Raw genomic sequence first — 22,909 nt, 5'->3', positions numbered from 1 at the left:
GGCGGCGACCCGCTCGCGTGGTTCTCCGCCGGGGAGCCATCCGGTACGGCGCCGGTTCGCCGGAGCGTCCGCCTCCAAGGAGGTCCGAGGAGGTCCGAGGAGGTCCGAGGAGGTCTGAGGAAATCCGAGGAGATACTCGCCGACGGGGATCCGTTCGTAGGAAATCCGTCGGCGAGACATCCGCTCGCGGGGGATCCGGCCTCTCAGTCGTCGGTGGATCCCCGTCGGCCGGAACGGCCCTCCTGTCCCCGGCTCTCGCTCCCGTCCCGGCCCGGCTGCCCGTCCTTGCGGCGCATCCGGTGCAGGGTGCCCGCGTGCGCGCGCTCCTCCGGGTGCGCGCGCACCCTCCGCAGGCTGGCGATGACGGTGACCAGCAGCACCAGGAAGATCACGCCGAGGGAGACCGGGGTCGGGACCTCGGGGAAGGACTTCGAGACGTCCTCGTGCAGGAACGACAGGATGAGTTTGAGGCCGATGAAGCCGAGGATGACCGCGAGGCCGATCGACAGGTAGACCAGGCGTTCGAGCAGGCCCTCGATCAGGAAGTACAGGGCGCGCAGCCCCAGCAGCGCGAAGGCGTTGGCGGCGAAGACGATGAGCGGGTGCTGGGTGACGCCGAAGACGGCGGGAATGGAGTCGAGGGCGAACAGCAGGTCGGTGCTCCCGATGGCGAGGAAGACCACGAACAGCGGCGTGACCACCCGCTTGCCGTCCTCGCGGGCGACGAGCCTGCCGCCGTGCATGTCGTCGCTGACCGGCAGCACCTTGCCCGCGCGGCGGATCAGGGGGTTGTTCTCGACGTCGGGGTCCTGGTTCCTGTGCCGGACGAGCTGGACCGCCGTCCAGATCAGGAGCAGGCCGAAGATCAGGAACGTGAAGGAGAAGAGGGCGATGGCCGCCGCGCCGACCGCGATGAGAATGGCGCGCAGCACCAGGGCGGTGGCGATGCCGAAGAGCAGCACCTTCTGCTGGTGCTCCTCGGGCACCGAGAACCGCGCCATGATGATGACGAAGACGAAGAGGTTGTCGACGGAGAGGCTCTTCTCCACCATCCATCCGGCGAAGTACTCCGTCGCGAGCCCCGACCCGGCCAGCCACCACAGGACCAAGCCGAAGGCTATGGCCACGCCGATGTAGAAGACCGTCCAGGCGGTGGCCTCGCGCATGCCCACCGCGTGCGGGCGGCGCGCCGCCACCACGAAGTCGAGGGCGAGCAGCACCACCACCAGCGCGATGACCGCGATCCACATACCCACCGAGTCGATCGCCATCCGTGTCCCCTCTTGCCTGTCGAGATCACTCGCTTTACCCCGGGCGTGGACCTCCACACCCGGTGACCACCGGCGGACCCGCCCCGGCGGCGCGGAGAGGCGCGAGCACATGATGTCGAGGTTGAACTGTGAACAAGCGGACACACAGCGTCCTTCGCAGTGGACGTCAACGGATGATCTGCGAGTGATCGGAATGTGATGTCCGAGGCGCTTGACGTGGGGTGTTGTTAGTGATCACAGTCTGTCCCAAGCCGCCGGAAGGAGCCGATCAGTGAGCCCGAGCCTCGGACGTCGTCCGCCGGTGATGGCGGACGTCGCCACGAGGGCCGGGGTGTCGCACCAGACGGTCTCGCGCGTGCTCAACGACCACCCCAACGTCCGCGCCGAGACCCGCGACCGGGTGCTGGCGGCGATCCGCGAGCTCGGATACCGGCGCAACATGGTCGCCCGCGCCCTGGTCACGAGGCACACGCGCACCCTCGGCGTGGTCGGCTTCGACACGACCCTGTACGGACCCGCGAGCACGGTCTACGGCATCGAGCAGGCGGCCAGGGCGGCGGGTTACTTCGTCAGCATGGTCAGCCTCAAGACCATCGACACCGCGGGCGTGCGCGACGCGCTCGGCTACCTGGCCGAGCAGGCCGTCGACGGCATCGTGGTGGTCGCGCCGCAGCGCTCGGCCGCCCCCGCGCTGGCCGGTGTGCCCACCGACATCCCCGTCGTGGCCGTCGAGGGCAGCCACGCGGGCGACGTGTCGGTGGTCAGCGTCGACCAGGTCGAGGGCGCCCGCCTGGCCACCCGGCACCTGCTCGACCTCGGTCACGAGACCGTGTGGCACATCGCCGGTCCGGCGGACTGGCTGGAGGCCGAGGGGCGCGTCGACGGCTGGCGCGAGGTGCTGACCGCCGAGGGCCGTCCGATCCCCGAGTCGCTGTCCGGCGACTGGAGCCCGCGCTCCGGCTACGAGGCCGGGCTGCGCCTGGCGGCGACGCCGGGCGTCACCGCGGTGTTCGTCGCCAACGACCAGATGGCACTCGGGGCGCTGCGGGCCTTCGCCGAACTGGGCGTGCGGGTGCCCGAGCAGATCAGCGTCGTGGGGTTCGACGACATCCCCGAGTCGGAGTTCTTCACTCCGCCGCTCACCACGATCAGGCAGGATTTCGGGGCGGTGGGGAAGTACAGCATCGAGGTGCTGCTCAGGCGGATGGAGGCGGGAGCGGAATGGTCCCGGGAGCGACATGTCGTCCCGCCGAGGTTCGTGCCGAGGGCCAGCACCGCGCCGTTTCGTACCTGAACTCGCCTGCCGTTCCCCGCGCGTCGTCCCTGGCCCGTACGTGGGCCAGCGGGCCAGCGGGACCGCGTACGGAGCGGAGGGCGTGGTGACGGTCAGTCGCTGTCGTAGCTGTCGTCCAGCAGGCGAGAGAGCACGCTGACGGTCGCCGCGCCCGCCGCGACGCCGCTGAGCAGGGAGGGAGCCCAGGCGGACCCGGCCACCAGGGCGAGCGCGCAGGCCAGCGCCGCGATCAGGGCCGTGGCGGTCACGACGAGCAGTACGGGTACAGGTACGGAGAACATCGGCTCACTCCCGCAGGCGGCACCGCCGGGGGCTCGGCGGCACGGTGGTCGAGACCCGGATCCGGTCGAACCCGTCCTCGCCCCGGTTATGTCCTGCCCGTCCTGGGCGATGTAATCACGCGCCGCGTGAACCGGTCCGCTCGCGCGTGAGGGCGGGATCCCGGGGGTGTGCCCGGCCCTGTCGACAGGGTAGGGAGCGCCGGTCACATCCGGGCGTCGTTCTTGTGAAATTCAGTGAACATGACCCCGTGCAATTGATCTCTGAGCTGCTCGGTTGCCTTTCTGAGCACGGCTTTTGCTCGTGAACAAATATCGATCCCTTGTTCACTAAACTCAGGTCTGATAGAACAAACGGCACATGCAGGTCGGATGGGCCGTCAGTGGAGCGATCCGCTAACCTCGCGGCCTATCCCTCATGGCCCCTGGAGGACTGCGATGCCCGGTTTCTCTCACCCCCACGGTCCGGTATCTCATACTTTGTCCCGCCGGTCGATCCTGCAACTCGGGGGTGGGGTCGCTCTCCTCCTCGCGACCGGGTGCGCCGCGGGCACCAAGGCGGGCGGCTCAGGCACCCCCGCGGCGAGTGCCGCCCCCGGCGGGAGCGCCGCCCCCGCCGCCTCGGCGCTGCGGATCGCGGTGGGCAGCTACCTGAGCAGCTGGGACCAGGACTTCGTCGGGTTCGACCTGACCGCGCTGATGCTCTACAAGAACGTCTTCCCCTACATGGTCGACTACGGGGTCACCTCGGTCGGCGGCGGCCAGATCCTCGACACCGAGGCCATCGCCCCGGCCTTCGCCGAGTCCTTCGAGCCCGACGCCGACAACAAGGTCTGGACCCTCAAGCTGCGCAAGGGCGTGAAGTTCGCCAGCGGCAACGAGATGACCGCCAGGGACGTCAAGTGGTCCAAGGACCGCGCCTTCGCCGCGAAGGCCAACGTCGCCGGGATCTACCGGCTGATCGGGCTCACCGAGGCCGACCAGGTCGAGGTGGTCGACGACTACACCGTGACGTTCACCCAGGCGTTCCCCAGCGCCCTCACCCGGCAGATCCAGGCCATCTCGCTGTACGTCTTCGACTCCGAGGAGGCCAAGAAACACGCCACCGGCGACGACCCCTGGGCCAAGGAGTGGTTCGCCAAGAACCCGCCGACCGGGGGCTACTTCAACGTGGGCAAGGCGGTCCAGGGGCAGGAGATCCTGCTCACCGCCAACACCGGCTACCCCGGCGCCGACGGCGCCAAGAGCTCCGAGATCAGGCTCACCGTGGTCCCCTCCGCCGCCAACCAGCGCCTCCAGCTGCAGAACGGCGACATCGACATCGCCTTCGGGATCGGCCAGCGCGACATCAAGGACCTCAAGACCACCCCGGGCATCAAGGTCATCTCCGCGCCGAGCAACAACCAGGTCGCCATCCAGATGTCGGTGACCACCGCTCCCTTCGACGACCCCGCGGTCCGCAAGGCGCTCGCCCACGCCGTCCCGTACGAACAGATCATCGCCAACGTCTACGGCGGCGACGCGCGGCCCGCCAGGAGCGTCGTCCCGCTGGACATGCCCGGCTACTCCGAGACCGGCTACCCCTACGCCTACGACGTAGCCAAGGCCAAGGAGACGCTGGCCGGGGCGGGCAAGACCTCGGTCGCCTCCGAGCTGGTCTTCCAGACCGACAGCGAGGAGCAGCAGCAGATCGCCGTCCTGGTGCAGAGCGAGGCCAGGAAGGCGGGCATCGAGCTCAAGCTCACCCCGCTCGACCCCGCCACGCTCGCCGAGCGCAGGGAGAAGAAGAACATCCCGCTGCAGATCACCGTGGGCCAGCTCTGGGTCAACGACGTGGAGTACATGCTCGGGACCAGCTTCACCAAGGGCGCCAGCCTCAACTACTCCAACTACGTCAACGACGAGATCGAGAAGATCTTCGAGGACTCCCACACCGTCGTCGACGAGGCCGGGCGCGCCAAGCTCTGGCTGCGCGTGCAGGAGATCCTGGCCGGGGACGTGCCGTGGGTCGTCGTCTGCCAGCCCAACTTCAACCTCCCCGTCAGGGAGGAGGTGGCGGGGTGGGTCCAGCCGATGGACGGTCTGGCCCGGCTGCGCTACCTGAGCGTCGCCAGGTAGCCCATGCGCGTCCTCCGGTTCCTCCTCAGACGGCTGCTCCAGCTCGTCCCGGTGCTCCTCGGGGTGGTCGTCCTGACCTTCCTCCTCGTCAGGGTCCTGCCGGGCGACCCGATCCGTACCATCCTCGGCCCCAACGCCACGGAGGCCGACGCCGCCGCCGCGCGGGCCAGGTTCGGGCTGGACCAGCCCCTGTGGCGGCAGTTCCTCGACTACGCCGGGGGACTGTTCACCGGTGACTTCGGCACCTCCATCCAGAGCGGTGCCTCCGTGGGCTCCGAGATGGCCGTGCGCTTCGGGCCGACCGTGGAGCTCGTGGTGATCGCGCTGGCCGTGGCGCTGGTACTGGCCACGGTGCTCGGCATCTGGTCGGCGCGGAACGCGGGCCGGTTCGGCGACCACACCGTCCGCGTCGCGGCGCTCGTCGGCAACTCGGTGCCGGAGTTCTGGCTCGGCCTGGTGCTGGTCCTCGTCGGCTACAGCGTCCTGGGCTGGTTCCCGGCGCCCAGCGGCCGGGTGGACCCCGACACCGATCTCAGCCTGATCACCGGCGCCGACCTGCTCGACGCGGCGCTGACGGCGAACGGTCCCGCGTTCGTCTCCGCGCTGCAGCACCTCGTGCTGCCGGTGGCCACGCTGGTGATCGTCATCGTCGCGCCGCTGCTGCGCAGCGTCCGGGCCTCCGCGCTGGAGGTGCTGGCCTCCGAGGCGTACGCGGCCGCCGCCGCGCACGGGCTCGGGGACCGGCTGCTGCTCCGCGGCTACCTGGTACGGGCCGCGCTGGTGCGGCTCCCCGCGCTGGCCGCCCTGGTGTTCGGCTTCTCCATCGGCTCGACCGTCCTCGTGGAGTACGTCTTCTCCTGGCAGGGCTTCGGGCAGTGGGCGCTGCGCGGCCTGCTCTACCGGGACTACCCGGTGGTGCAGGCGTCGGTGCTCGTGATCGCGCTGTTCTACGTGGTGGTGTTCCTCGTCGCCGACGTCGTGCAGGCGGTCCTCGACCCGAGAGTGAGGATCTGATGCCCGACGCCGAACACGCCCCCGAGGCCGGAGCCGGACGCGTCCCCGAGGCCGGAGCCGAGCACGTCCCCGAGGCCGGAGCCGGACGCGTCCCCGAGGCCGGAGTCAGACGTGCCGCCGAGATCGACGCCGGACGCGTACGGAAGCCCGGCGAGGCGCGTACCCCGGATCCCGCGCGCACCTCGAAGACGGCCCGCACCTCGAAGACGGTGCGCGTCCGGGAGGCCGGTGGGGACCGTCGTTTCGCGTCGTCCCTGATCACGGCCGGGTCCGCGGTCCTGGTGCTGGTCGCCGTGGCGGTCGTGTTCGCGCCGCTGCTGAGCGCGTGGGGCCCCGAGGAGATCGACCCCCTCGCGTCCCTCGCGCCGCCGGGGGGTGCCCACCCGCTGGGCACCGACCTCAACGGCATGGACGTGTGGAGCCGCGTCCTGCACGCCGCGAGGCTCGACATCGGCATCGCGGTCGCCGCGGTCGCCCTGGCCGTGGTCGCGGGCAGCCTCGTCGGCCTGGTCGCCGGATACCGGGGCGGCTGGCCGGACGACGTGCTGATGCGGGTGCTCGACGTCTTTCAGGCGTTCCCCACCTTCATCCTGGCCCTCGCGGTGGCCGCGCTGCTCGGCGGCGGGACCGCGAACCTGGTCGTGGTGATCGCCCTGGTGAACGCGCCCGCGTACGCCCGGCTGGTGCGGGCCGAGGTGCGCTCCATCAGGGAACTGCCCTTCGTGGAGGCGTCCCGCGTCTCCGGCTCCTCCTTCTGGGGGGTGCTCTGGCGGCACGTCCTGCCCAACAGCCTGACGCCGGTGCGCGTCATCGCCCCGCTGAACTGCGGCTGGGCGATGCTCACGCTGGCCGGGCTGTCCTTCCTCGGGCTCGGCGTGCCGGTGCCCACCGCCGAGTGGGGGGCCATGATCAGCCTCGGCACCGGCGACGTCGTCTCCGGCCGGTGGTGGACCTCGGTACCGCCCGGCCTCTTCCTGCTGATCTGCGTCCTGGGCTTCAGCCTCCTCGGTGAGGGCCTCCAGGAACGCGCCGACTCCACGAGGAGGTGACGGACGATGACACTCCTGTCGATCGAGGACCTCTCCGTCGTGATCCACCGCCCCGGACGCCGGGTCGCCGCGCTGAGCGGGGTGAACCTGAGCGTCGAGCCCGGCGAGGTGGTCGGCCTGGTCGGGGAGAGCGGCGGCGGCAAGAGCATGGTGGCCCGCTCGATCGTGGGCCTGCCGCCCGGCGGCTCCCGTACGACCGGGCGGATCCTGTTCGACGGCGCCGACGTGCTGACGATGGGCGCCGCCGAGCTGGAGTCCTTCCGGGGGCACGGTGCCGCGATCTGCTTCCAGAACCCGCGCGGCGCGCTCAGCCCCACCAGGACCGTCGGCCGCCAGCTCGTCGACCGGCTGGTCACCCACCGGGCGCTGGCCCCCGCCCCCGCCAGGGAGGTCGCCGCCGAGCTGTTCGAGTCGGTCGGCATCCGCAGCCCGAGGCGCCGCCTGGACGCCTACCCGCACGAGCTCTCCGGCGGCATGGCGCAGCGCGTCATGATCTCGCTGGCCACCGGGTGCGCCCCCGGCCTGCTGATCGCCGACGAGCCCACCACCGGACTGGACGTGACCCTCACCAGGGAGATCCTCGGCCGCTTCCGGCTCGCCGCGAACGCCGAGCGGCGCGGCGTCCTGCTGATCTCCCACGACCTCGCCTCCATCGCGGAGGTCTGCGACCGCGTCGTGGTGCTCTACGCCGGGACGGTGGTGGAGAGCGGCCCCGGGCCGCAGGTGCTCGACGAGCCCGCCCACCCCTACACGCGGGCGCTGCTGCGCTCGGTGCCCGATATCGGCGGACGCCCGGTGACCGCCACCCCCGGCGCGATGCCGCTGCTCGCGGAGGCGCCGTCCTCCTGCCCGTTCGCGCCGCGCTGCGCGCACGCGACGGAGCTGTGCACGACGGAGCTCCCGCGCGCCGAGGCCCTGGCCTCCGACTGGAGCGCCGCCTGCTTCCACCCCCGCTCCGGGCCCCTCACCGATCTCCCCGCCCTCCCCGCTCGCCCCGGCCCCGCGAAGCCGTCCGCCCGTACGACGACGGGCGGGGAGGTGCTGCGCGTCGAGGACGCGCACGTCGTCTACGGTGCCCGCTTCGGCGGCGGGGGCCACCACGCCCTGCGCGGGGTGAGCCTCAGCGTCGCCGCGGGCGAGACCCTTGGCGTCGTCGGGGAGAGCGGCTGCGGCAAGAGCACGCTGGCCAGGCTGATGCTCGGGCTGGTACCGCCCTCCCGGGGGAGGGTCGAGGTGGCCGGGCGGGTCCTCTCCGAGTCGCGCGGCCGGGAGCTGCGCCGCCTGCGTACCCGGGCCCAGCTGGTCTTCCAGGACCCCGTGGGGTCGCTCAGCCCCCGGCGGACCGTGGAGGACGCGATCGGCGAGCCGCTGCGCGCCGCCGGGGTGCCCGCCGCCGAACGGGCGTCGCGCGTCGCCCGGGTCCTGGAACGGATGGAGCTGGACCCGTCGATCCTCGGGCGGCGCCCGCACGAGCTGTCCGGCGGGCAGGCGCAGCGCGTCGGCATCGCCCGCGCGCTCGTCGGCGATCCCGACCTGATCGTCTTCGACGAGCCGACCTCGGCGCTCGACGTCACCGTGCAGGCGCAGATCCTGAAGGTGATCGCCGAGGTGAGCGGCGACCGCTCGCGCGGCACGGTCCTCATCTCCCACGACCTGGCCGTCGTCCGAGGGTTCTGCGACCGCGTCGTGGTTCTCTACCTGGGACGGGTCGTCGAGGAGGGGCCGGTGGAAGAGGTCTTCGGCAATCCCCTGCACCCCTACACCCGGGCGCTGCTGGCCGGTGCCCCGAGCCTCGGCGCCGGGTACGGCGGACCCCGGGTCGAACTGACCAGGGATCTGGAGGAGGCGGACGCCGCAGAGGGCTGCGCCCTCGCGCCGCGCTGCCCCTTCGCGACCGGCGAGTGCCGGGAACGGGAACAGGAACTCCGCCCGTACGACGCGAGCCTGGTCGCCTGCCGCCGCGTCGCCGAGATCCCCGCGCTGATCGAAAGGTGACACCCGCAATGCCCGACCCCAAGCACCTCCGGCTGGCCGTCGACATCGGCGGCACCTTCGTCGACGCGATGGAACTGGACACGCGTACCCACCAGGTGCGCTTCAGGAAGACCTCGACCACCCCGGCCCGCCCCTGGGAGGGCGTGCTCGACGCGGTCACCGCGCTCGGCACCGACCTGTCGCAGGTGGAGCTGTTCATCCACGGCACCACCCTCGGCCTCAACGCCGTCCTGGAGCGGCGCGGCGAGCCCACCGGGATCGTCACCAACGACGGCTTCCGCGACATCTTCCTGATCGGCAGGGGCAACGTGCCCGCCGACCACATGTACGACTTCCAGTACGAGCGGCCGGAGAGCCTCGTGCTGCGACGCCACACCGCCGGGGTGCGGGGGCGGCTCGACCACCGGGGCCGGGTGGTCGAGGAGCTCGACGCCGCCGGGGTGCGGGAGGCCGCCCGCGTCCTCGTCGAGGAGCGGGGCGTGGTGTCGATCGCCGTCTGCTTCCTGCACTCCTTCCTCGACCCCTCCCACGAGCGGGAGGCCGCCCGGATCATCCGCGAGGCGTACCCGGAGGTGACGGTCTCGGTCTCCACCGACATCGTCAGGGAGTACCGCGAGTACGAGCGGACCAGCACGACCGTCCTCGACGCCTACATCCGGCCGATCTTCGAGAGATACGTGGACCGGCTGGAGCGCGGGCTGGCCGAACGCGGGTTCGGCGGGCGATTCCTGATCATGCGGTCCGGCGGCGGTTCCATGACGTCGGCCGTGGCCAAGACCTCCCCGACGCACACCGTGCTGTCGGGCCCGGCGGGCGGCATCGTGGGCGCGGCGCACATCGCCGACGCCCTCGGTCGCCGGGACCTTCTGACCTTCGACATCGGCGGTACCTCCCTGGACGCGTGCGTGATCGAGCACGGGTACCCGGTGGCCGCCTACGAGGCGCAGCTGGAGCACTTCCCGCTGCTGATCCCCACGTACGACATCCGCACGATCGGCGCCGGAGGGGGCTCGATCGCGTGGCTGGAGCGGGGATTGCTGAAGGTGGGGCCGCAGAGTGCGGGTGCCGACCCCGGCCCGGTGTGTTACGGCCGGGGCGGCACCCGCCCCACCGTCACGGACGCGGCGGTCGTCCTCGGCTACGTGGACCCGGACCGCTTCCTGTCCGGGACCATGGAGCTGCGGGCCGACGCCGCCCGCGCGGCGCTCGACGAGCAGGTGGCCGGGCCCCTCGGGCTCAGCCCGGAGGCCGCGGCGGCGGGCGTCTTCGACGTGCTGCTGGCCAGGACCGTCGGCGCGGTCCGGCAGATCACCGTCGAGCGGGGACACGACCCCCGGGGTTTCTCGCTGCTCGCGTTCGGCGGGGCCGGGCCGCTGCTCGCCCCGCTGCTCGCGGCGGAGATGGGCATCGGCGAGGTCGTCGTGCCGTTCGCGCCGTCGGGCTTCTCCGCCTGGGGCATGCTCAGCGCCGACATCGTCGACGACTTCTCCCGCACGGTGATGACCACCCTGGACGACGCCGACCTCGACGGGCTGGAGACGGTGTTCAAGGACGTCGAGACCGAGGCGGTCGCCTCCCTGGAGGCACAGCGGGTCCCGGCCGGGCGCACGGTCCTTGAGCGCCAGTTCGAGCTGCGTTACCTGGGACAGGAGCACTCGCTCATCGTCACCGCGGGCCGCGACCTCGACCGCGACGCGATCAGGCGGGCGTTCGAGGAGACCCACGCGGCGCGGTACGGGCACGCCATGGACAACCGGGTGCAGATCCTCAACCTGCGGGTGCGCGGCGTCGGCCGCACCGACAGGCCGGAGCTGGTGGCGCGCCCGCCGGGCGACGGCGACGCGGGCCGGGCGCTGCTCACCCGCAGGGACGCCTACGACTTCGGCACCCGCGCCACGGCGTCGTTCGCCGTCTACGACCGCGCGCTGCTGGAGCCCGGCGACGCGTTCGACGGGCCCGCCCTGGTCGACGAGGGCACCTCGACCACCGTGGTCCCCTCGGGACAGCGAGTCGAGGTCGAGGAGCACGGCTACCTGCTGGTACGGCTTGTGGAGGCGGCGTCATGACGGAGCGGCAGGACGGTGGGCGACGGGACGACGGGCGCTCGGACGGTGGGCGGCCGGATGACACGCGGCCGGTTGGCGCGCGGCCGGACGGGGAGCGTTCGGATGGAGCACGCTTGGACGGTGCTCGGTCGGACGGTGCTCGGCCGGATGACGCGCGGCTGGACGGCGCGACCGCCGAGGTGGTGCGCAGCTACCTGCTCGCGGCGGCGGAGGAGATGCGGGCCACGCTGATCCGCACATCGTTCAACCCGGTCATCTACGAGGTCCACGACTTCGGCATGTCGATGTACGACGCGGACCTGCGCCTGATCGCCGAGGCGACCGGGCTCACCTTCTTCCTCGGTGCCAACGACTTCTCACTCCGTAAGGGTGTGGAGTATGTGGGGCGGGAGAATCTGTGTCCGGGTGATGTGGTGTTGTTGAATTATCCGTATTGGAATGCGGCGCATTCTTATGATGCGACGTTGTTCTGTCCGGTGTTTGTGGGTGTGGATCTGGTGGGTTTTTTGTGTGTTCGGGCTCACTGGATGGATTTGGGGGCGAAGGATCCGGGGTATGTGTTGGATTCTACGGATATGCATCAGGAGGGGGTTATTTTTCCGGGGACGAAGGTGTTCTCGGGGGGGGTGCCGAATCGGGAGATCATTGAGTTGATCCGGTTCAATTCGCGGATGCCGGATCTGGTGATCGGTGATCTGAACGCGCAGGTCGCCGCGCTGCGCACCGGCGAGCGCCGGTTCCTGGAGATCCTGGAGAAGTTCGGACGCCCGACCGTGGACGCCGCGGTCCAGCGGATGGTCGAGGACGGGGAGGCGCGCACCCGTGCCGCCCTCGCCGAGCTGCCGCAGGGCTCGTGGACGGCGGTCGACTGGCTGGACGACGACGGCGTCACCGAGGACCCGGTCCGGATGCAGGTCACCGTCACCATCGCCGACGGCACCTTCACCGTCGACTTCGCCGGTTCCGCGCCCGCCACGCCCGGTCCCATCAACATGCCGTTCGGCGCGACCATCGCGATCTGCAAGGTCGTCCTCAAGGCGCTCACCTCGCCCGACGAGCCGTCCAACTTCGGCACGACCGTTCCCCTGGAGGTGCGGGCCGAGCCGGGCACGCTCTTCCACGCCGTCTACCCGCAGCCGACGTTCACCCTCTGGACCGGCATCGTCGCGGTCGAGCTCATCCTGAAGGCGCTGGCGCAGGGCATGCCGGACCGGCTTCCCGCCTCGTCGGGGGGTGACGTGCCGGGGTTCATGATGGTCGGGATCCATCCGGAGACCGGGCAGATGTTCGCGGTCAGCAACAACGACCCGGTCGGCTGGGGCGCCACCCCCTCCCACGACGGCATGAACGCCGCGACCCACGTCTCGGGCAGTACGGGGCGCATCACCCCGATCGAGGTCCTGGAGGCGAGGACCGGGATGTTCTTCGAACGCGTCGAGATGCGGGAGGACTCCGGGGGCGCGGGGCGGTTCCGGGGTGGGGTGGGTCTGCGGCGTGACATCCGGTTCGTCGTGCCGGGGGAGTTCCTGTCGGTGATCAAGAAGACGCGGTCGCGTCCGTGGGCGTTGGAGGGTGGGCTGGAGCCGGAGCCCAACCAGGTGGTGGTGTTCCCCGGTACCGGGCGTGAGCATCGGGTGAGCACCAGGCGGACCAGGGTGGAGGTCGGGGATCGGGTCACGTTGCTGACGGCCGGGGGCGGCGGTCACGGCGATCCGCGCGAGCGTGACCCGGAACTCGTCCGCCGTGACGTCGCCGAGGGCTACGTCTCCCCGGACGCCGCCCGCGCCACCTACGGGATCGACGATGTCTGAGCCCTCCGCCCCCGGCCCCGCCGTCTCCGGCGCCACCGTGCCCGTCGCCGTTCCGGGGAAGGGCTCCGGCCCGGCGGACGAGGGGCGCGGCGCGGTGGACGGCGCGACGGTCGAGGTGGTGCGCAGCTATCTCGCCTCGGCCGCCGAGGAGATGCGGGCCACGCTCGTCCGTACCGCCTTCAACCCGGTCATCTACGAGGTCTTCGACTTCGGCGTCTCCGTCTACGACGCGGACCTGCGCCTGGTCGCCGAGTCGACCGGCCTGAGCCGTTTCCTCGGCGCCAATGACTATTCCATCCGTAAGGGTGTGGAGTATGTGGGGCGGGAGAATCTGTGTCCGGGTGATGTGGTGTTGTTGAATTATCCGTATTGGAATGCGGCGCATTCTTATGATGCGACGTTGTTCTGTCCGGTGTTCGTGGGTGTGGATCTGGTGGGTTTTTTGTGTGTGCGGGCTCACTGGATGGATTTGGGGGCGAAGGATCCGGGGTATGTGTTGGATTCTACGGATATGCATCAGGAGGGGGTTGTTTTTCCGGGGACGAAGGTGTTCTCGGGGGGTGTGCCGAATCGGGAGATCATTGAGTTGATCCGGTTCAATTCGCGGATGCCGGATCTGGTGATCGGTGATCTGAACGCGCAGGTCGCCGCGCTGCGCACCGGCGAGCGCCGCGTCCGCGAGCTCTATCTCCGCTACGGCGGGGACGTCGTCGGGTCCGTCGTCGAGACCGTGATCGCCGCTGCCGCCGAGTCCGCGGCCGAGGCCGTCGCCCGCCTCCCGCAGGGATCGTGGACGGCGGTCGACTGGCTGGACGACGACGGCGTCACCGGCGACCCGATCCGGATGCGGGTCACCGTCACCGTCGCCGACGGCACCTTCACCGTCGACTTCGCCGGGTCGTCCGGCGCGACCGCGGGGCCGGTCAACCTCCCGTTCGGCGCGACCATCGCGACCTGCCGGGTCGCGTTCAAGGCGATCACCACCCCGGGGGAGCAGACCAACGCCGGGCACTTCGCCCCCCTGGAGGTGCGGGCCGAGCCCGGCACGCTCTTCCACGCCGTCTACCCGGCGGCGACCTTCACCCAGTGGACGGGGACGGTCGCCCTGGAACTGATCTACAAGGCGCTGGCGCAGGGCATGCCGGACCGGCTTCCCGCCTCGTCGGGGGGTGACGTGCCGGGGTTCATGATGGTCGGGATCCATCCGGAGACCGGGCAGATGTTCGCGGTCAGCAACAACGACCCGGTCGGCTGGGGTGCCACCTCCTCCCACGACGGCATGAACGCCGCCAACCACCTGTGCCAGACCCAGGCCCGCAACACCCCCGTCGAGGTCCTGGAGGCGAGGACCGGGATGTTCTTCGAACGCGTCGAGATGCGGGAGGACTCCGGGGGCGCGGGGCGGTTCCGGGGCGGGGTGGGTCTGCGGCGTGACATCCGGTTCGTCGTGCCGGGGGAGTTCCTGTCGGTGATCAAGAAGACGCGGTCGCGTCCGTGGGCGTTGGAGGGTGGGCTGGAGCCGGAGCCCAACCAGGTGGTGGTGTTCCCCGGTACTGGGCGTGAGCATCGGGTGAGCACCAGGCGGACCAGGGTGGAGGTCGGGGATCGGGTCACGTTGCTGACGGCCGGAGGTGGCGGTCACGGTGACCCGCGCGAGCGTGACCCGGAACTCGTCCGCCGTGACGTCGCCGAGGGCTACGTCTCCCCGGACGCCGCCCGCGCCACCTACGGAGCCGGGGGCGCCCGATGAACGACGTGGTCAACGACGTGGTCCTCGTCAACTGCACCGTCACCGACGCCCGCGCCACCGGTGTTCCCGGTACGGCCTCGGGGAGCCGTACGACGGAAGCCGGAACGATGGAAGCCGGGGCGGCGGAAGCCGAGACGGCGGGCGGCGAGGGGCGGATCCCCGACGCCGCGGTGTGGATCCGGGACGACCGGATCGCGGCCGTGGGCCCTCGCGAGCGGATCCTGGAGCGGACGGGCGACGCCCACCCGATCGACCTCGACGGCGCGTACGTCACCCCCGGCCTGGTCAACATGCACACCCACCTGTCCCTGTCGCTCCCGGGAGAGGGGGGCGACAGCGTCAAGAACATGACGGCGCACGAACTCGCCCTCTACATGGCCGACGGCGCCCGGCGCACCCTGCACTGCGGGGTCACCACGGTGCGGTGCGTGGCCGAGAAGGACCACGCCGACTTCGCGCTGCGCCGGGCGATCGAGTCCGGCCGGGCGATCGGCCCGCGCATCTTCACCGCCGGTCGCGCCCTGGTCTGCACCGGCGGCCACGGGCACGAGGGGAGCGACACCCTGGAGTGCGACGGCGCCGACGGGTTCCGGCGCGGGGTACGCAGCCAGGTCAAGGCGGGGGCCGACCTCATCAAGATCATGATTTCGGGCGGGATCGCCGGGGAACACGAGAAGATCGACACCCCGCAGCTGTTCTCCGACGAGATGGCGGCGGCGATGCGGACAGCGCACGCCTGGGGGCGCAAGGTCACCGCGCACGCGGGCCCGGCGGCGGTGATCGCCGAAGCCGTCGAGCTGGGCCTCGACTGCGTGGAGCACGGCTACCAGCTCACCCCCGAGGTCGCGAAGAGGATGGCCGAACGCGGAACGTCCCTGGTGCCGACACTGCTCGTCACCCGCTGCAAGGAGTTCTTCGACGAACTCGGGGTGCCGGAGTGGATGCAGTGCCGCTCACTCGGCGCCGGGCCCCGGCACCTGGAGAGCTACGCCATAGCCCTGGACGCGGGGGTGGACGTCCTGCTGGGCAGCGACATGCCACCGTTCTGGGACTTCGAGGGGACCAACGCCACGGTGCGCGAGCTGGAGTGCATGTCCGAGGGCGGCCTCGGCCCGGCCAGGGCGCTGTACGCGGGCACACTCGGCCCGGTGCGCTGGCTCGGCGCCGACGCCGACCTCGGCACCGTCGAGGCGGGCAAGTACGCGGACCTCATCGCGATGGACGCGGACCCGCTCGCGGGCACCTCGGCCTTCCGGGGCGTCCGCTGGGTGATGAAGGGCGGCCGGGTCGTTCGTGACGACCGGTCGGGATGGGAGCAGCCGTGAACGCCGTTTTCCCGGGATCCGGAGACCGGGGACCTTCCGATGGGCCTCCGGCGGTCGGTGGATCGGATGACCCGCCGGGTGACGGGGTGGGTGGTGCTTCGAGTGACCCTGCCATGGGGTTTCCGGCGGTCGGTGGGCCGGAGGACCCGATGGGTGATGGGGTGGGTGGTGCTTCGAGTGACCCCGCCGTCGACCTCGCCATCGACCCCTTCGCTGGCTCCGAGGGGGGTTCCGCTCCCGCTTCCGGCGCGGATGCCGACCTGATCGCGGCGGGCATCGACGACATGTACGACGCGTTCCTCGCGGCGGACCGTCGGCGGTTCGACGGGCATCTGCACGACGAGGTGACCACCTGGGAGACACACCTGCCGGGATCGCTGCGGACCCGGTCGGAACTCGACGCTTACCGCGACCGCAGGGACGGCTCGGGTGCCCGTCCCCACCTCGACAGGCTGTCGGCCGAGGACAAGCGGATCGACGTGTGGGACGACACCGGCCTCGCCCGCTACGTGCTGGTCGCCGAACCGCCCGGCGGGCCCGCGCGGCACAGCCGGGTGACCGACGTGCTGCGCCGCGTCGACGGCGACTGGCTCATCGTGCACCACCACTCCGAACTGCTCGCGCCGTGAACCGGCGGCTGGTCGCCCGCGCGCACGGCGAGCCGGAGGGCATCCTCTCCCTGGCGGAGGTGCCCGAGGACCGTGCCGTCCGGCCGCTGGTGTCGCGCGTGGTGGACCTGGCGGGGACCCCCGCCGCCCTCGCCGACCTGGCCGTACGCCGTACGACAGGAAAGATCATGGTCCGGACGGGCTGAGGGAGGAACCGGCATGGACGACATCGGCGGAAACGACGACGGCGACGACGGCGACATGGAGCTGTACGACCTGCGGGTGGTGGTCGACCGCATCGAGGGCAGGTCCGTCTGCGGGATGGAGGTGGGCGACTGCTTCACGCTGGAGAACAGCGCCCACCTGCGGCTCCCCGACGGCGAGCACTTCTGCGTCTACGCGCTCGCCTCGGTCCTGCCGTTCCTCGCCGCCAAGCAGCGCGACCTCGCCGAGGGCGACTGGCTGGCGCGGGACACCCTGTTCTCCTGCCCCGACCCGGAGGAGCGGCTGGTGATGCGGGTCGAGCGGACCCGGCGCCGCCGGATGAACTCCGCCGACCTGACCTGAGGGATCCACGATGACCGCCGCCGCTCTGCGGGGTCCACGATGACCACCGCCGACCCGAGGGGAACCGCGATGACCGCTGCCGAGATCGGCCTCGGCCTGCAGAGCGACAAGCGGGCCGGTGACTACGCGCGGCTCGCGCGCCGGGCCGAGGAGCACGGCTTCGACGTGCTGAGTGTGTTCGGCGACCTGATGTACCAGCCGCCGATCTTCCCCCTGCTGGAGATGGCCGCCGCCACCGAGCGGGTGCGGCTCGGCGCGGCCTGCCTCAACCCGTACTCGACGGCACCGTACGAGATCGCCGGGCAGCTCGCCGCCCTCGACCTCGCCTCGCACGGCCGCGCCTACCTGGGCCTGGCGCGCGGCACCTGGCTCGGCGCGGTGGGCATCGCCCAGCCCAGGCCGCTGACCGCGCTGGCGGAGGCCGCCGAGGTGGTCTACCGGCTGCTGGCCGGTGACAGCGGAGGGTACGAGGGGGAGATGTTCCGCCTCGCGCCCGGCACCCGGCTGCGCTATCCCGTGCACCGGCCCCGGCCGCCGCTGTTGCTCGGCGCGTGGGGGCCGCGAGGGGCGGCGCTGGCCGGGCGGGTCGCCGACGAGATCAAGGTGGGCGGCAGCGCGAACCCGGCGATGGTCGGGGTGATCCGCGAGCGGGTCGCGGCCGGGGCGGCGGCGGCCGGGCGCGACCCTCGCGAGATCGGCGTCGTCCTGGGCGCGGTGACCGTGGTGGACGCCGACGGCGCCGAGGCCCGCGCCAGGGCGCGCGGCGAGGTCGCCATGTACCTCGCGGTGGTCGCCGATCTCGATCCGACCGTGGAGGTCCCCGCCGACCTGCTCGGCAGGGTCAAGGCGCTGGTCGGCGAGGGGAGGGACGCGGACGCCGGGCGGCTGATCCCCGACGACCTGCTCGACCTGTTCGCCTTCTCCGGCACCCCGGAGCAGGTCGCCGCGCAGGCCCAGGCCCTGATCGACGCGGGCGCGCACCGGGTGGAGTTCGGTACGCCGCACGGGCTCACCGACGACCGAGGCGTGGAACTGCTGGGCACCGAGGTGCTGCCGCTGCTGGACCGCTCCCCGAGAGGGGTGGTGACGGCGCGGTAACCCGGTGTGATTTGCGACACCTCCGGGTGACGCTCCGTCATCGTGAAACCGGCTGCCCCCCGAATCTTCCGTCCGGAAAGCGTGCGGCCCGAGTCCTCTCCGCTCCTGGTTTCACCTGAGTTCAGTATGGGTGAACACCAAGGAGGGAAGAAGAGATGACGTGACGAGTGAGCACGCCGGGAGCGCCGACGATGTCGTCGGCCTGGCCGCCCGGCTGTACGAGGTCCACGGCGTCGTCGCCGACGTGCGGCACCCGGACGTCATCCGGTTCGCCCCCGTGCCCGTGTACTCCACGTTCCACGACTGCCGGCGGGCGCCGGATGCGCTCGCCGGGGAGGTGAGCCCGCGATGAGGTCTCCCGATGAGGTCGCCGTGGTCGGCGCCGGGCTGGTCGGCTGCCTGACGGCCTGCTACCTGGCCCGTCGAAAGTACGAGGTCACCCTGTACGAGCGCAGGCCCGACCCGCGCGAGGCCGCCCCCGAGCGCGGGCGCTCGATCAACCTGGCGATCTCCGAGCGCGGTATCGACGCGCTGCGCCGGATCGGGCTGGACGAGACCGTGCTGAAGGTCGCGCTGCCGATGCCCGGCCGGATGATGCACGCCCCCGACGGCACGCTCAGCTTCCAGCCGTACAGCGCCGGGGGGCGGCGGGCGATCAACTCCATCAGCCGCTCCGAGCTGAACCGCACCCTGCTGGACGCGGCCCTCGGCATGCCCGGGGTCCGCGCCCTCTTCGAGCACCGGCTGACCGGGCTCGACGTCGACTCGGGCCGGATGGACTTCGACACGCCCGGCGGTCCCGTCATCCGCGCCGCCCCGGTCGTGCTCGCCGCCGACGGCGCCTACAGCGCGGTACGGGGACGGCTGCGGTTCCTCCCCGGCTTCGACGTCAGCCAGGAGTATCTCGACTACGGCTACAAGGAGCTGACGATCCCGGCGCGCGACGGCCGGTTCGCCCTCGACCCGGGCGCGCTGCACATCTGGCCGCGCGGCAAGGCCATGATGGTCGCCCTGCCCAACCCGGACAGATCCTTCACCTGCACGCTGTTCTGGCCCGAGTCGGGGCCGGGCAGCTTCGCGGAGCTGGACACCGCGCGGCGGTTCGAGGAGTTCTTCGCCGCCAACTACGCCGACGCCCGCGCCCTCATGCCCGACCTCGCCGGAGACTACGCCCACAACCCGGTCGGGCACCTGGTCACCGTGCGGGCCCGCCCCTGGCACGTACACGGCACCGCCGGAGCGGTGGTCGGCCTGCTCGGCGACGCGGCCCACGCCATCGTCCCCTTCTACGGCCAGGGCGCCAACTGCGGTTTCGAGGACTGCGTGGAGCTCGACCGCTGCCTGGAGGAGACCGGCGACGACTTCCCCCGGGCCCTCGCCATGTACGGGGCCCGCCGCAAGGAGCACGCCGACACCATCGCCGAACTCGCGCTGGAGAACTTCGTCGAGATGCGCGACAAGGTCGCCTCCCCGTCGTTCCTGCTGCGCAAGCGCGTCGAGCACGGCCTGGAACGGCTGCTGCCCGGCGTCTACGTCTCCCGCTACGAGCTCGTGTCGTTCAGCACGGTGCCGTACGCCGAGATCCGGCGGCGCATCTCCCGCCAGCGCGGGGCGGTCGTGGCCGGGGCGCTCGGCGCGCTGGCCGTGGTCGCGGTGGCCGCCCGCGCCCTGCGCCGCCGCTGACCGCTTTCGCCGTACGAGTGGGAGAGGTCAGAACAGCCGGGGGGTCACCACGGACACGACCGTGGTGACCCGGTCGGTGTCGTTGAACATGCTGTGCGGGACGGTCGACCTCAGGTGGACGCTGTCGCCCGGGTACAACCGGTGCTCGACGCCGTCGACCTCGTACAGGAGCTCGCCCTCCAGCACGAAGGCGAACTCCTCCCCGGCGTGACCGTAGGAGTTCTCGCGCTTTCCGCCGGGCGCGATGTGCACCAGCAGTGGTTCGAGCACCAGGTTCGGGCCCCTGGCCGAGAGCATGCGGTAGGTCTGCTGGCCCGAGATGTACTCGGTGGCGGCCGTCGCCGAGCGGGTGAGCGTGAAGTGGCTCGGCAGGTGGGAGACCGTGGCGTGCTCCTCCTCCGTCTCCTCCTCGGGCGGCACGTCGTTGAAGAACTCCGCCACGCTGTGGTCGAGCGCGGTGGCCACGCTGTTGAGCGCGGTCAGGCCGATGGAGGAGATCCCCCTCTCGACCTGCGAGAGAAACCCGATCGAGAGCCCGGAGTGGGTGGCGAGACCGCGTAGTGTCAGACCGCGCTCCTTGCGGAACTGCCGCATCCGGGCTCCGACGGCGTCGTGGCGGTCCAGCTCCTCACCGCTGCGACGCTCCGATGTGCCCACCTACGGCTCCCTCCGTCAAGCGGCGTGACCGCCTGTTCGCTCTAGCTAAACATATTTCATAACAAGAGTCGTCCCGCGTCAAAAAGGAGTCGGAAATGGCAGACGGTGATCCCCGGCAGGGGTCCGGAAGGCCCGTGGCGCCGTACGATCCGCCGGAGTTCCTGAGCGACGTCCCCGGCTCCTATCCGTGGCGGGTTCTTCATGAACGGCACCCCGTCCTGATCGAGAGGGTCCGCGCCGCCACGCCGTACGACATCCACGTGAACCGGGCGCTTGACCAGCTGCTGGAGGAGATCGAGGGGGTCATCGAGCCGCTGGGGGACACCGCGCACGACCGCGACCTGTGGGAGAGCTGGGACCGGGGCCACATCGGGCGGCGATGGTACGACGCGCCGTTCCTGTGGGCGGAGAGTTACTTCTACCGCAGGCTCCTGTCCGCGGTCGGCTACTTCGGGCCCGGCCCGTGGCGGGGCGTCGACCCGTTCGAGCCCTTCAAGCAGGCCGAGTTGCTCGGCGCGGCCGTGGACGAGGAGCTCCGCGAGCTCGACACGCTGGCCGCGCTGCCCTCCGCCGAACGGGCCCAGGCGCTGACCCTGAGGGCGCTGTGGGGGAACCGGGCCGACCTCGTGTTCCGGGTGGCCGGTCCCGAGCTCGCCGGGCGGGAGCCCGGGTTGGTCGCCGACGACAGCGCGCTCCTGTGGTCACTCGTCGGCGGCGACGAGACCGGTGTCCCGGGTGTTCCGAGTGGCTTGGACGTCTCGGACGTCCCCGGGGACGCCGGTCGCGGGGGTGCCGCGCGCATCTGCCTCGTCGCGGACAACGCCGGGAGCGAGCTGCTGCCCGACCTCGTCCTGATCGACCACCTGCTGCACGCCCGGGGGACCGGCGAGGTCGTCCTGCACGTCAAGCCCCTGCCGTACTACATGTCCGACGCCACCCCGGCCGACGTCCTGGCCTGCCTGCGGCGGATGTCGGCCGCGGGCGGCGAGGCGGGAGAGGTCGCGGGGCGGCTGCGGGCGGCGCTCGGGTCGGGGCGGCTGCTCGTGCGGGCGCACGCCTTCTCCTGCGCGCCCCTGCCCTACCGCGAGATGCCGTTCGGCCTGCGGGAGGACTTCGCGTCCGCGTCGCTGACGATCATGAAGGGTGACCTGAACTACCGCCGCCTCGTCGGCGACAGGGCCTGGCCGCACACCACCCCGTTCGCCGAGGCGACCGCGTACTTCCCCGGCCCGGTCGCGACGCTGCGCACCCTCAAGTCCGAGGTAGCGGTCGGCCTGGACGGCGATGTGGTCAAGGCCCTGGAGGCCACCGGCAGCCCCTGGCTGACCACCGGCGCCCACGGTCTCATCCAGGTCAGGCCATAGGACCTGTTTTGTGGATCTTTCGCCTACTGCGGTCGCCCAGATGGCACCCCGCCGCGTTGTCGTCGTCGCCCATAACTCCGTTATGAGCTCCTCCTCCGCCTTGCGGGGCATCCATCTGGCCGATCCTCGCTACGGCGAAGATCCACAAAACAGGTCCCAGGAGACCGGGTCAGCCGGACTGGGGGACGATCGGGCCCTCGCTCGCCTGGACGAGGACGAAGCCCTCTCCCTGGAACGCGAGCTGCAGGGCCTCGCCGCTGCCTCGCCCGATCATCGCCCCCGCCTTCATCGTGCGGTTGACGCCCACGTGCAAACCCGCGCTCCAGCACACCGCGGACTGGCCGTCGGCGAAGGTCGGCGCCTGGGAGGTGTCGAGGAGCACGGGGGCGCCGTGCGCGGTGACCGCCACCCAGCCGGTGCCCTTGAGCGTGGTGTTGAACAGGCCGCCGGTGGCGACGCCCGCGCCCTGGACGCGCTGGATGTCCCAGGTGAGCTGCGGGTCGAAGGCGAGCAGGTTGGTGCCGTTGACGGTGAGCGCCTCGTCCTCCAGGTAGAACAGGTGCACGTCGGTGGCGTTGTCGGCGAAGAAGATCACGCCCTGCCCGCGGACGCGCATCAGCGGCGCGCCCTCCCCGGAGACCATCTTCTTCAGGAAGCGGCCGACGCTCCCCGCGCCCTCGTAGTCGAAATCCATCTGCCCCTGGAACGCGACCATCGCCCCCTGCCGGGCCAGCACCTCCCCGCCCAGCCGCACCCGCAGCATCTTGGAGTTCTGCAGGGCGAAGTGATCGGGGAGCCGATCCTGGTCGAGGTTGCCGAAGAACGAGCTACGCACGGGAGATGCCTCTCAGCGTCAGGGATGTCGCACGGTGGATGATCGCACCTGAAGGACGAACCCGGCCGCGCGGGAGTTCCCGCCCGCCGTTCCGGCGGATTCCGGTGCCCCCCGCCCGAGCGCCCG

At 71.3% G+C, this 22,909-nt stretch carries 20 protein-coding genes; 16 read left to right on the top strand and 4 right to left on the bottom strand.

Annotation, left to right across the window (positions count from 1 at the left end):
* Positions 1-203 precede the first annotated feature (203 nt).
* Complete coding sequence (locus ABD817_RS08995; protein WP_344916951.1) at positions 204-1,271, bottom strand: TerC family protein; 1,068 nt, start codon at positions 1,269-1,271, stop codon at positions 204-206.
* A 304-nt stretch (positions 1,272-1,575) separates the two neighbouring features.
* Between ABD817_RS08995 and ABD817_RS08990 the strand changes: the two genes are divergently transcribed.
* Positions 1,576-2,565 carry a LacI family DNA-binding transcriptional regulator gene (locus ABD817_RS08990; RefSeq protein ID WP_344917261.1) on the top strand — a complete coding sequence of 330 codons (990 nt, stop codon included), beginning with the start codon at positions 1,576-1,578 and terminating at the stop codon, positions 2,563-2,565.
* Positions 2,566-2,657: 92 nt separating this feature from the next.
* Here ABD817_RS08990 and ABD817_RS08985 read toward each other — a convergent pair whose 3' ends face one another.
* Positions 2,658-2,846 (bottom strand): hypothetical protein, encoded by a 189-nt coding sequence (locus ABD817_RS08985; protein WP_344916949.1) that lies wholly within the window; start codon positions 2,844-2,846, stop codon positions 2,658-2,660.
* A 477-nt stretch (positions 2,847-3,323) separates the two neighbouring features.
* On the opposite strand from ABD817_RS08985, the gene ABD817_RS08980 reads away from it, so the two are divergent.
* The 14 genes from ABD817_RS08980 to ABD817_RS08915 all read left to right on the top strand — a co-directional run bounded on the left by ABD817_RS08980 (position 3,324) and on the right by ABD817_RS08915 (position 19,927).
* A complete protein-coding gene (locus ABD817_RS08980) occupies positions 3,324-4,961 on the top strand; it encodes an ABC transporter substrate-binding protein (protein ID WP_344916947.1) in 1,638 nt (545 codons plus the stop codon).
* 3 nt (positions 4,962-4,964) lie between these two features.
* Positions 4,965-5,975, top strand: a complete 1,011-nt coding sequence (locus ABD817_RS08975; protein WP_344916942.1) for an ABC transporter permease — start codon at positions 4,965-4,967, stop codon at positions 5,973-5,975.
* Positions 5,975-7,024, top strand: coding sequence for an ABC transporter permease subunit (locus tag ABD817_RS08970; RefSeq protein ID WP_344916940.1), 1,050 nt, complete (start codon positions 5,975-5,977; stop codon positions 7,022-7,024). Before ABD817_RS08975 ends, ABD817_RS08970 begins: the two co-directional genes overlap by 1 nt.
* A gap of 6 nt (positions 7,025-7,030) precedes the next feature.
* Positions 7,031-9,019 (top strand): dipeptide ABC transporter ATP-binding protein, encoded by a 1,989-nt coding sequence (locus tag ABD817_RS08965; protein ID WP_344916938.1) that lies wholly within the window; start codon positions 7,031-7,033, stop codon positions 9,017-9,019.
* Between the two features lie 8 nt (positions 9,020-9,027).
* Entirely contained in the window at positions 9,028-11,085 is a 2,058-nt protein-coding gene (locus ABD817_RS08960) for a hydantoinase/oxoprolinase family protein (protein WP_344916936.1), read from the top strand.
* A gap of 113 nt (positions 11,086-11,198) precedes the next feature.
* Positions 11,199-12,896 (top strand): hydantoinase B/oxoprolinase family protein, encoded by a 1,698-nt coding sequence (locus ABD817_RS08955; RefSeq protein WP_344916934.1) that lies wholly within the window; start codon positions 11,199-11,201, stop codon positions 12,894-12,896.
* Entirely contained in the window at positions 12,889-14,646 is a 1,758-nt protein-coding gene (locus tag ABD817_RS08950) for a hydantoinase B/oxoprolinase family protein (RefSeq protein ID WP_344916932.1), read from the top strand. Before ABD817_RS08955 ends, ABD817_RS08950 begins: the two co-directional genes overlap by 8 nt.
* The gene (locus ABD817_RS08945) at positions 14,643-15,971 is read left to right on the top strand and encodes an amidohydrolase family protein (RefSeq protein ID WP_344916930.1); all 1,329 of its coding nucleotides are present in this window, start codon (positions 14,643-14,645) and stop codon (positions 15,969-15,971) included. Before ABD817_RS08950 ends, ABD817_RS08945 begins: the two co-directional genes overlap by 4 nt.
* A 149-nt stretch (positions 15,972-16,120) precedes the next feature.
* Positions 16,121-16,600, top strand: a complete 480-nt coding sequence (locus ABD817_RS08940; protein ID WP_344916928.1) for a nuclear transport factor 2 family protein — start codon at positions 16,121-16,123, stop codon at positions 16,598-16,600.
* Positions 16,597-16,785 (top strand): hypothetical protein, encoded by a 189-nt coding sequence (locus tag ABD817_RS08935; protein WP_344916925.1) that lies wholly within the window; start codon positions 16,597-16,599, stop codon positions 16,783-16,785. Before ABD817_RS08940 ends, ABD817_RS08935 begins: the two co-directional genes overlap by 4 nt.
* A 13-nt stretch (positions 16,786-16,798) precedes the next feature.
* Positions 16,799-17,146: a TIGR04076 family protein gene (locus ABD817_RS08930; RefSeq protein ID WP_344916923.1), complete on the top strand. Its 348-nt coding sequence runs from the start codon at positions 16,799-16,801 to the stop codon at positions 17,144-17,146.
* Positions 17,147-17,215: 69 nt separating this feature from the next.
* Positions 17,216-18,244, top strand: a complete 1,029-nt coding sequence (locus tag ABD817_RS08925; protein WP_344916921.1) for an LLM class flavin-dependent oxidoreductase — start codon at positions 17,216-17,218, stop codon at positions 18,242-18,244.
* Between the two features lie 160 nt (positions 18,245-18,404).
* Positions 18,405-18,596, top strand: coding sequence for a kynureninase/PvdN C-terminal domain-containing protein (locus ABD817_RS08920; protein ID WP_344916919.1), 192 nt, complete (start codon positions 18,405-18,407; stop codon positions 18,594-18,596).
* A complete protein-coding gene (locus ABD817_RS08915) occupies positions 18,593-19,927 on the top strand; it encodes an FAD-dependent oxidoreductase (protein WP_344916917.1) in 1,335 nt (444 codons plus the stop codon). The genes ABD817_RS08920 and ABD817_RS08915 overlap by 4 nt, the downstream gene beginning before the upstream one ends.
* Positions 19,928-19,954: 27 nt before the next feature.
* Here ABD817_RS08915 and ABD817_RS08910 read toward each other — a convergent pair whose 3' ends face one another.
* A complete protein-coding gene (locus ABD817_RS08910; RefSeq protein ID WP_344916915.1) occupies positions 19,955-20,584 on the bottom strand; it encodes a helix-turn-helix domain-containing protein in 630 nt (209 codons plus the stop codon).
* Between the two features lie 95 nt (positions 20,585-20,679).
* On the opposite strand from ABD817_RS08910, the gene ABD817_RS08905 reads away from it, so the two are divergent.
* On the top strand, positions 20,680-21,948 hold the full coding sequence (locus ABD817_RS08905) for a damage-control phosphatase ARMT1 family protein (RefSeq protein ID WP_344916913.1): 1,269 nt from the start codon (positions 20,680-20,682) through the stop codon (positions 21,946-21,948).
* Positions 21,949-22,117: 169 nt separating this feature from the next.
* Here ABD817_RS08905 and ABD817_RS08900 read toward each other — a convergent pair whose 3' ends face one another.
* On the bottom strand, positions 22,118-22,783 hold the full coding sequence (locus ABD817_RS08900; protein ID WP_344916911.1) for an AIM24 family protein: 666 nt from the start codon (positions 22,781-22,783) through the stop codon (positions 22,118-22,120).
* Positions 22,784-22,909 lie beyond the last annotated feature (126 nt).

Source organism: Streptosporangium oxazolinicum (genome assembly GCF_039537505.1).
GTDB lineage: Bacteria > Actinomycetota > Actinomycetes > Streptosporangiales > Streptosporangiaceae > Streptosporangium > Streptosporangium oxazolinicum.
The sequence above is the reverse complement of the archived record's forward strand: the minus strand, read 5'-3'. Positions and strand labels throughout refer to the sequence as shown.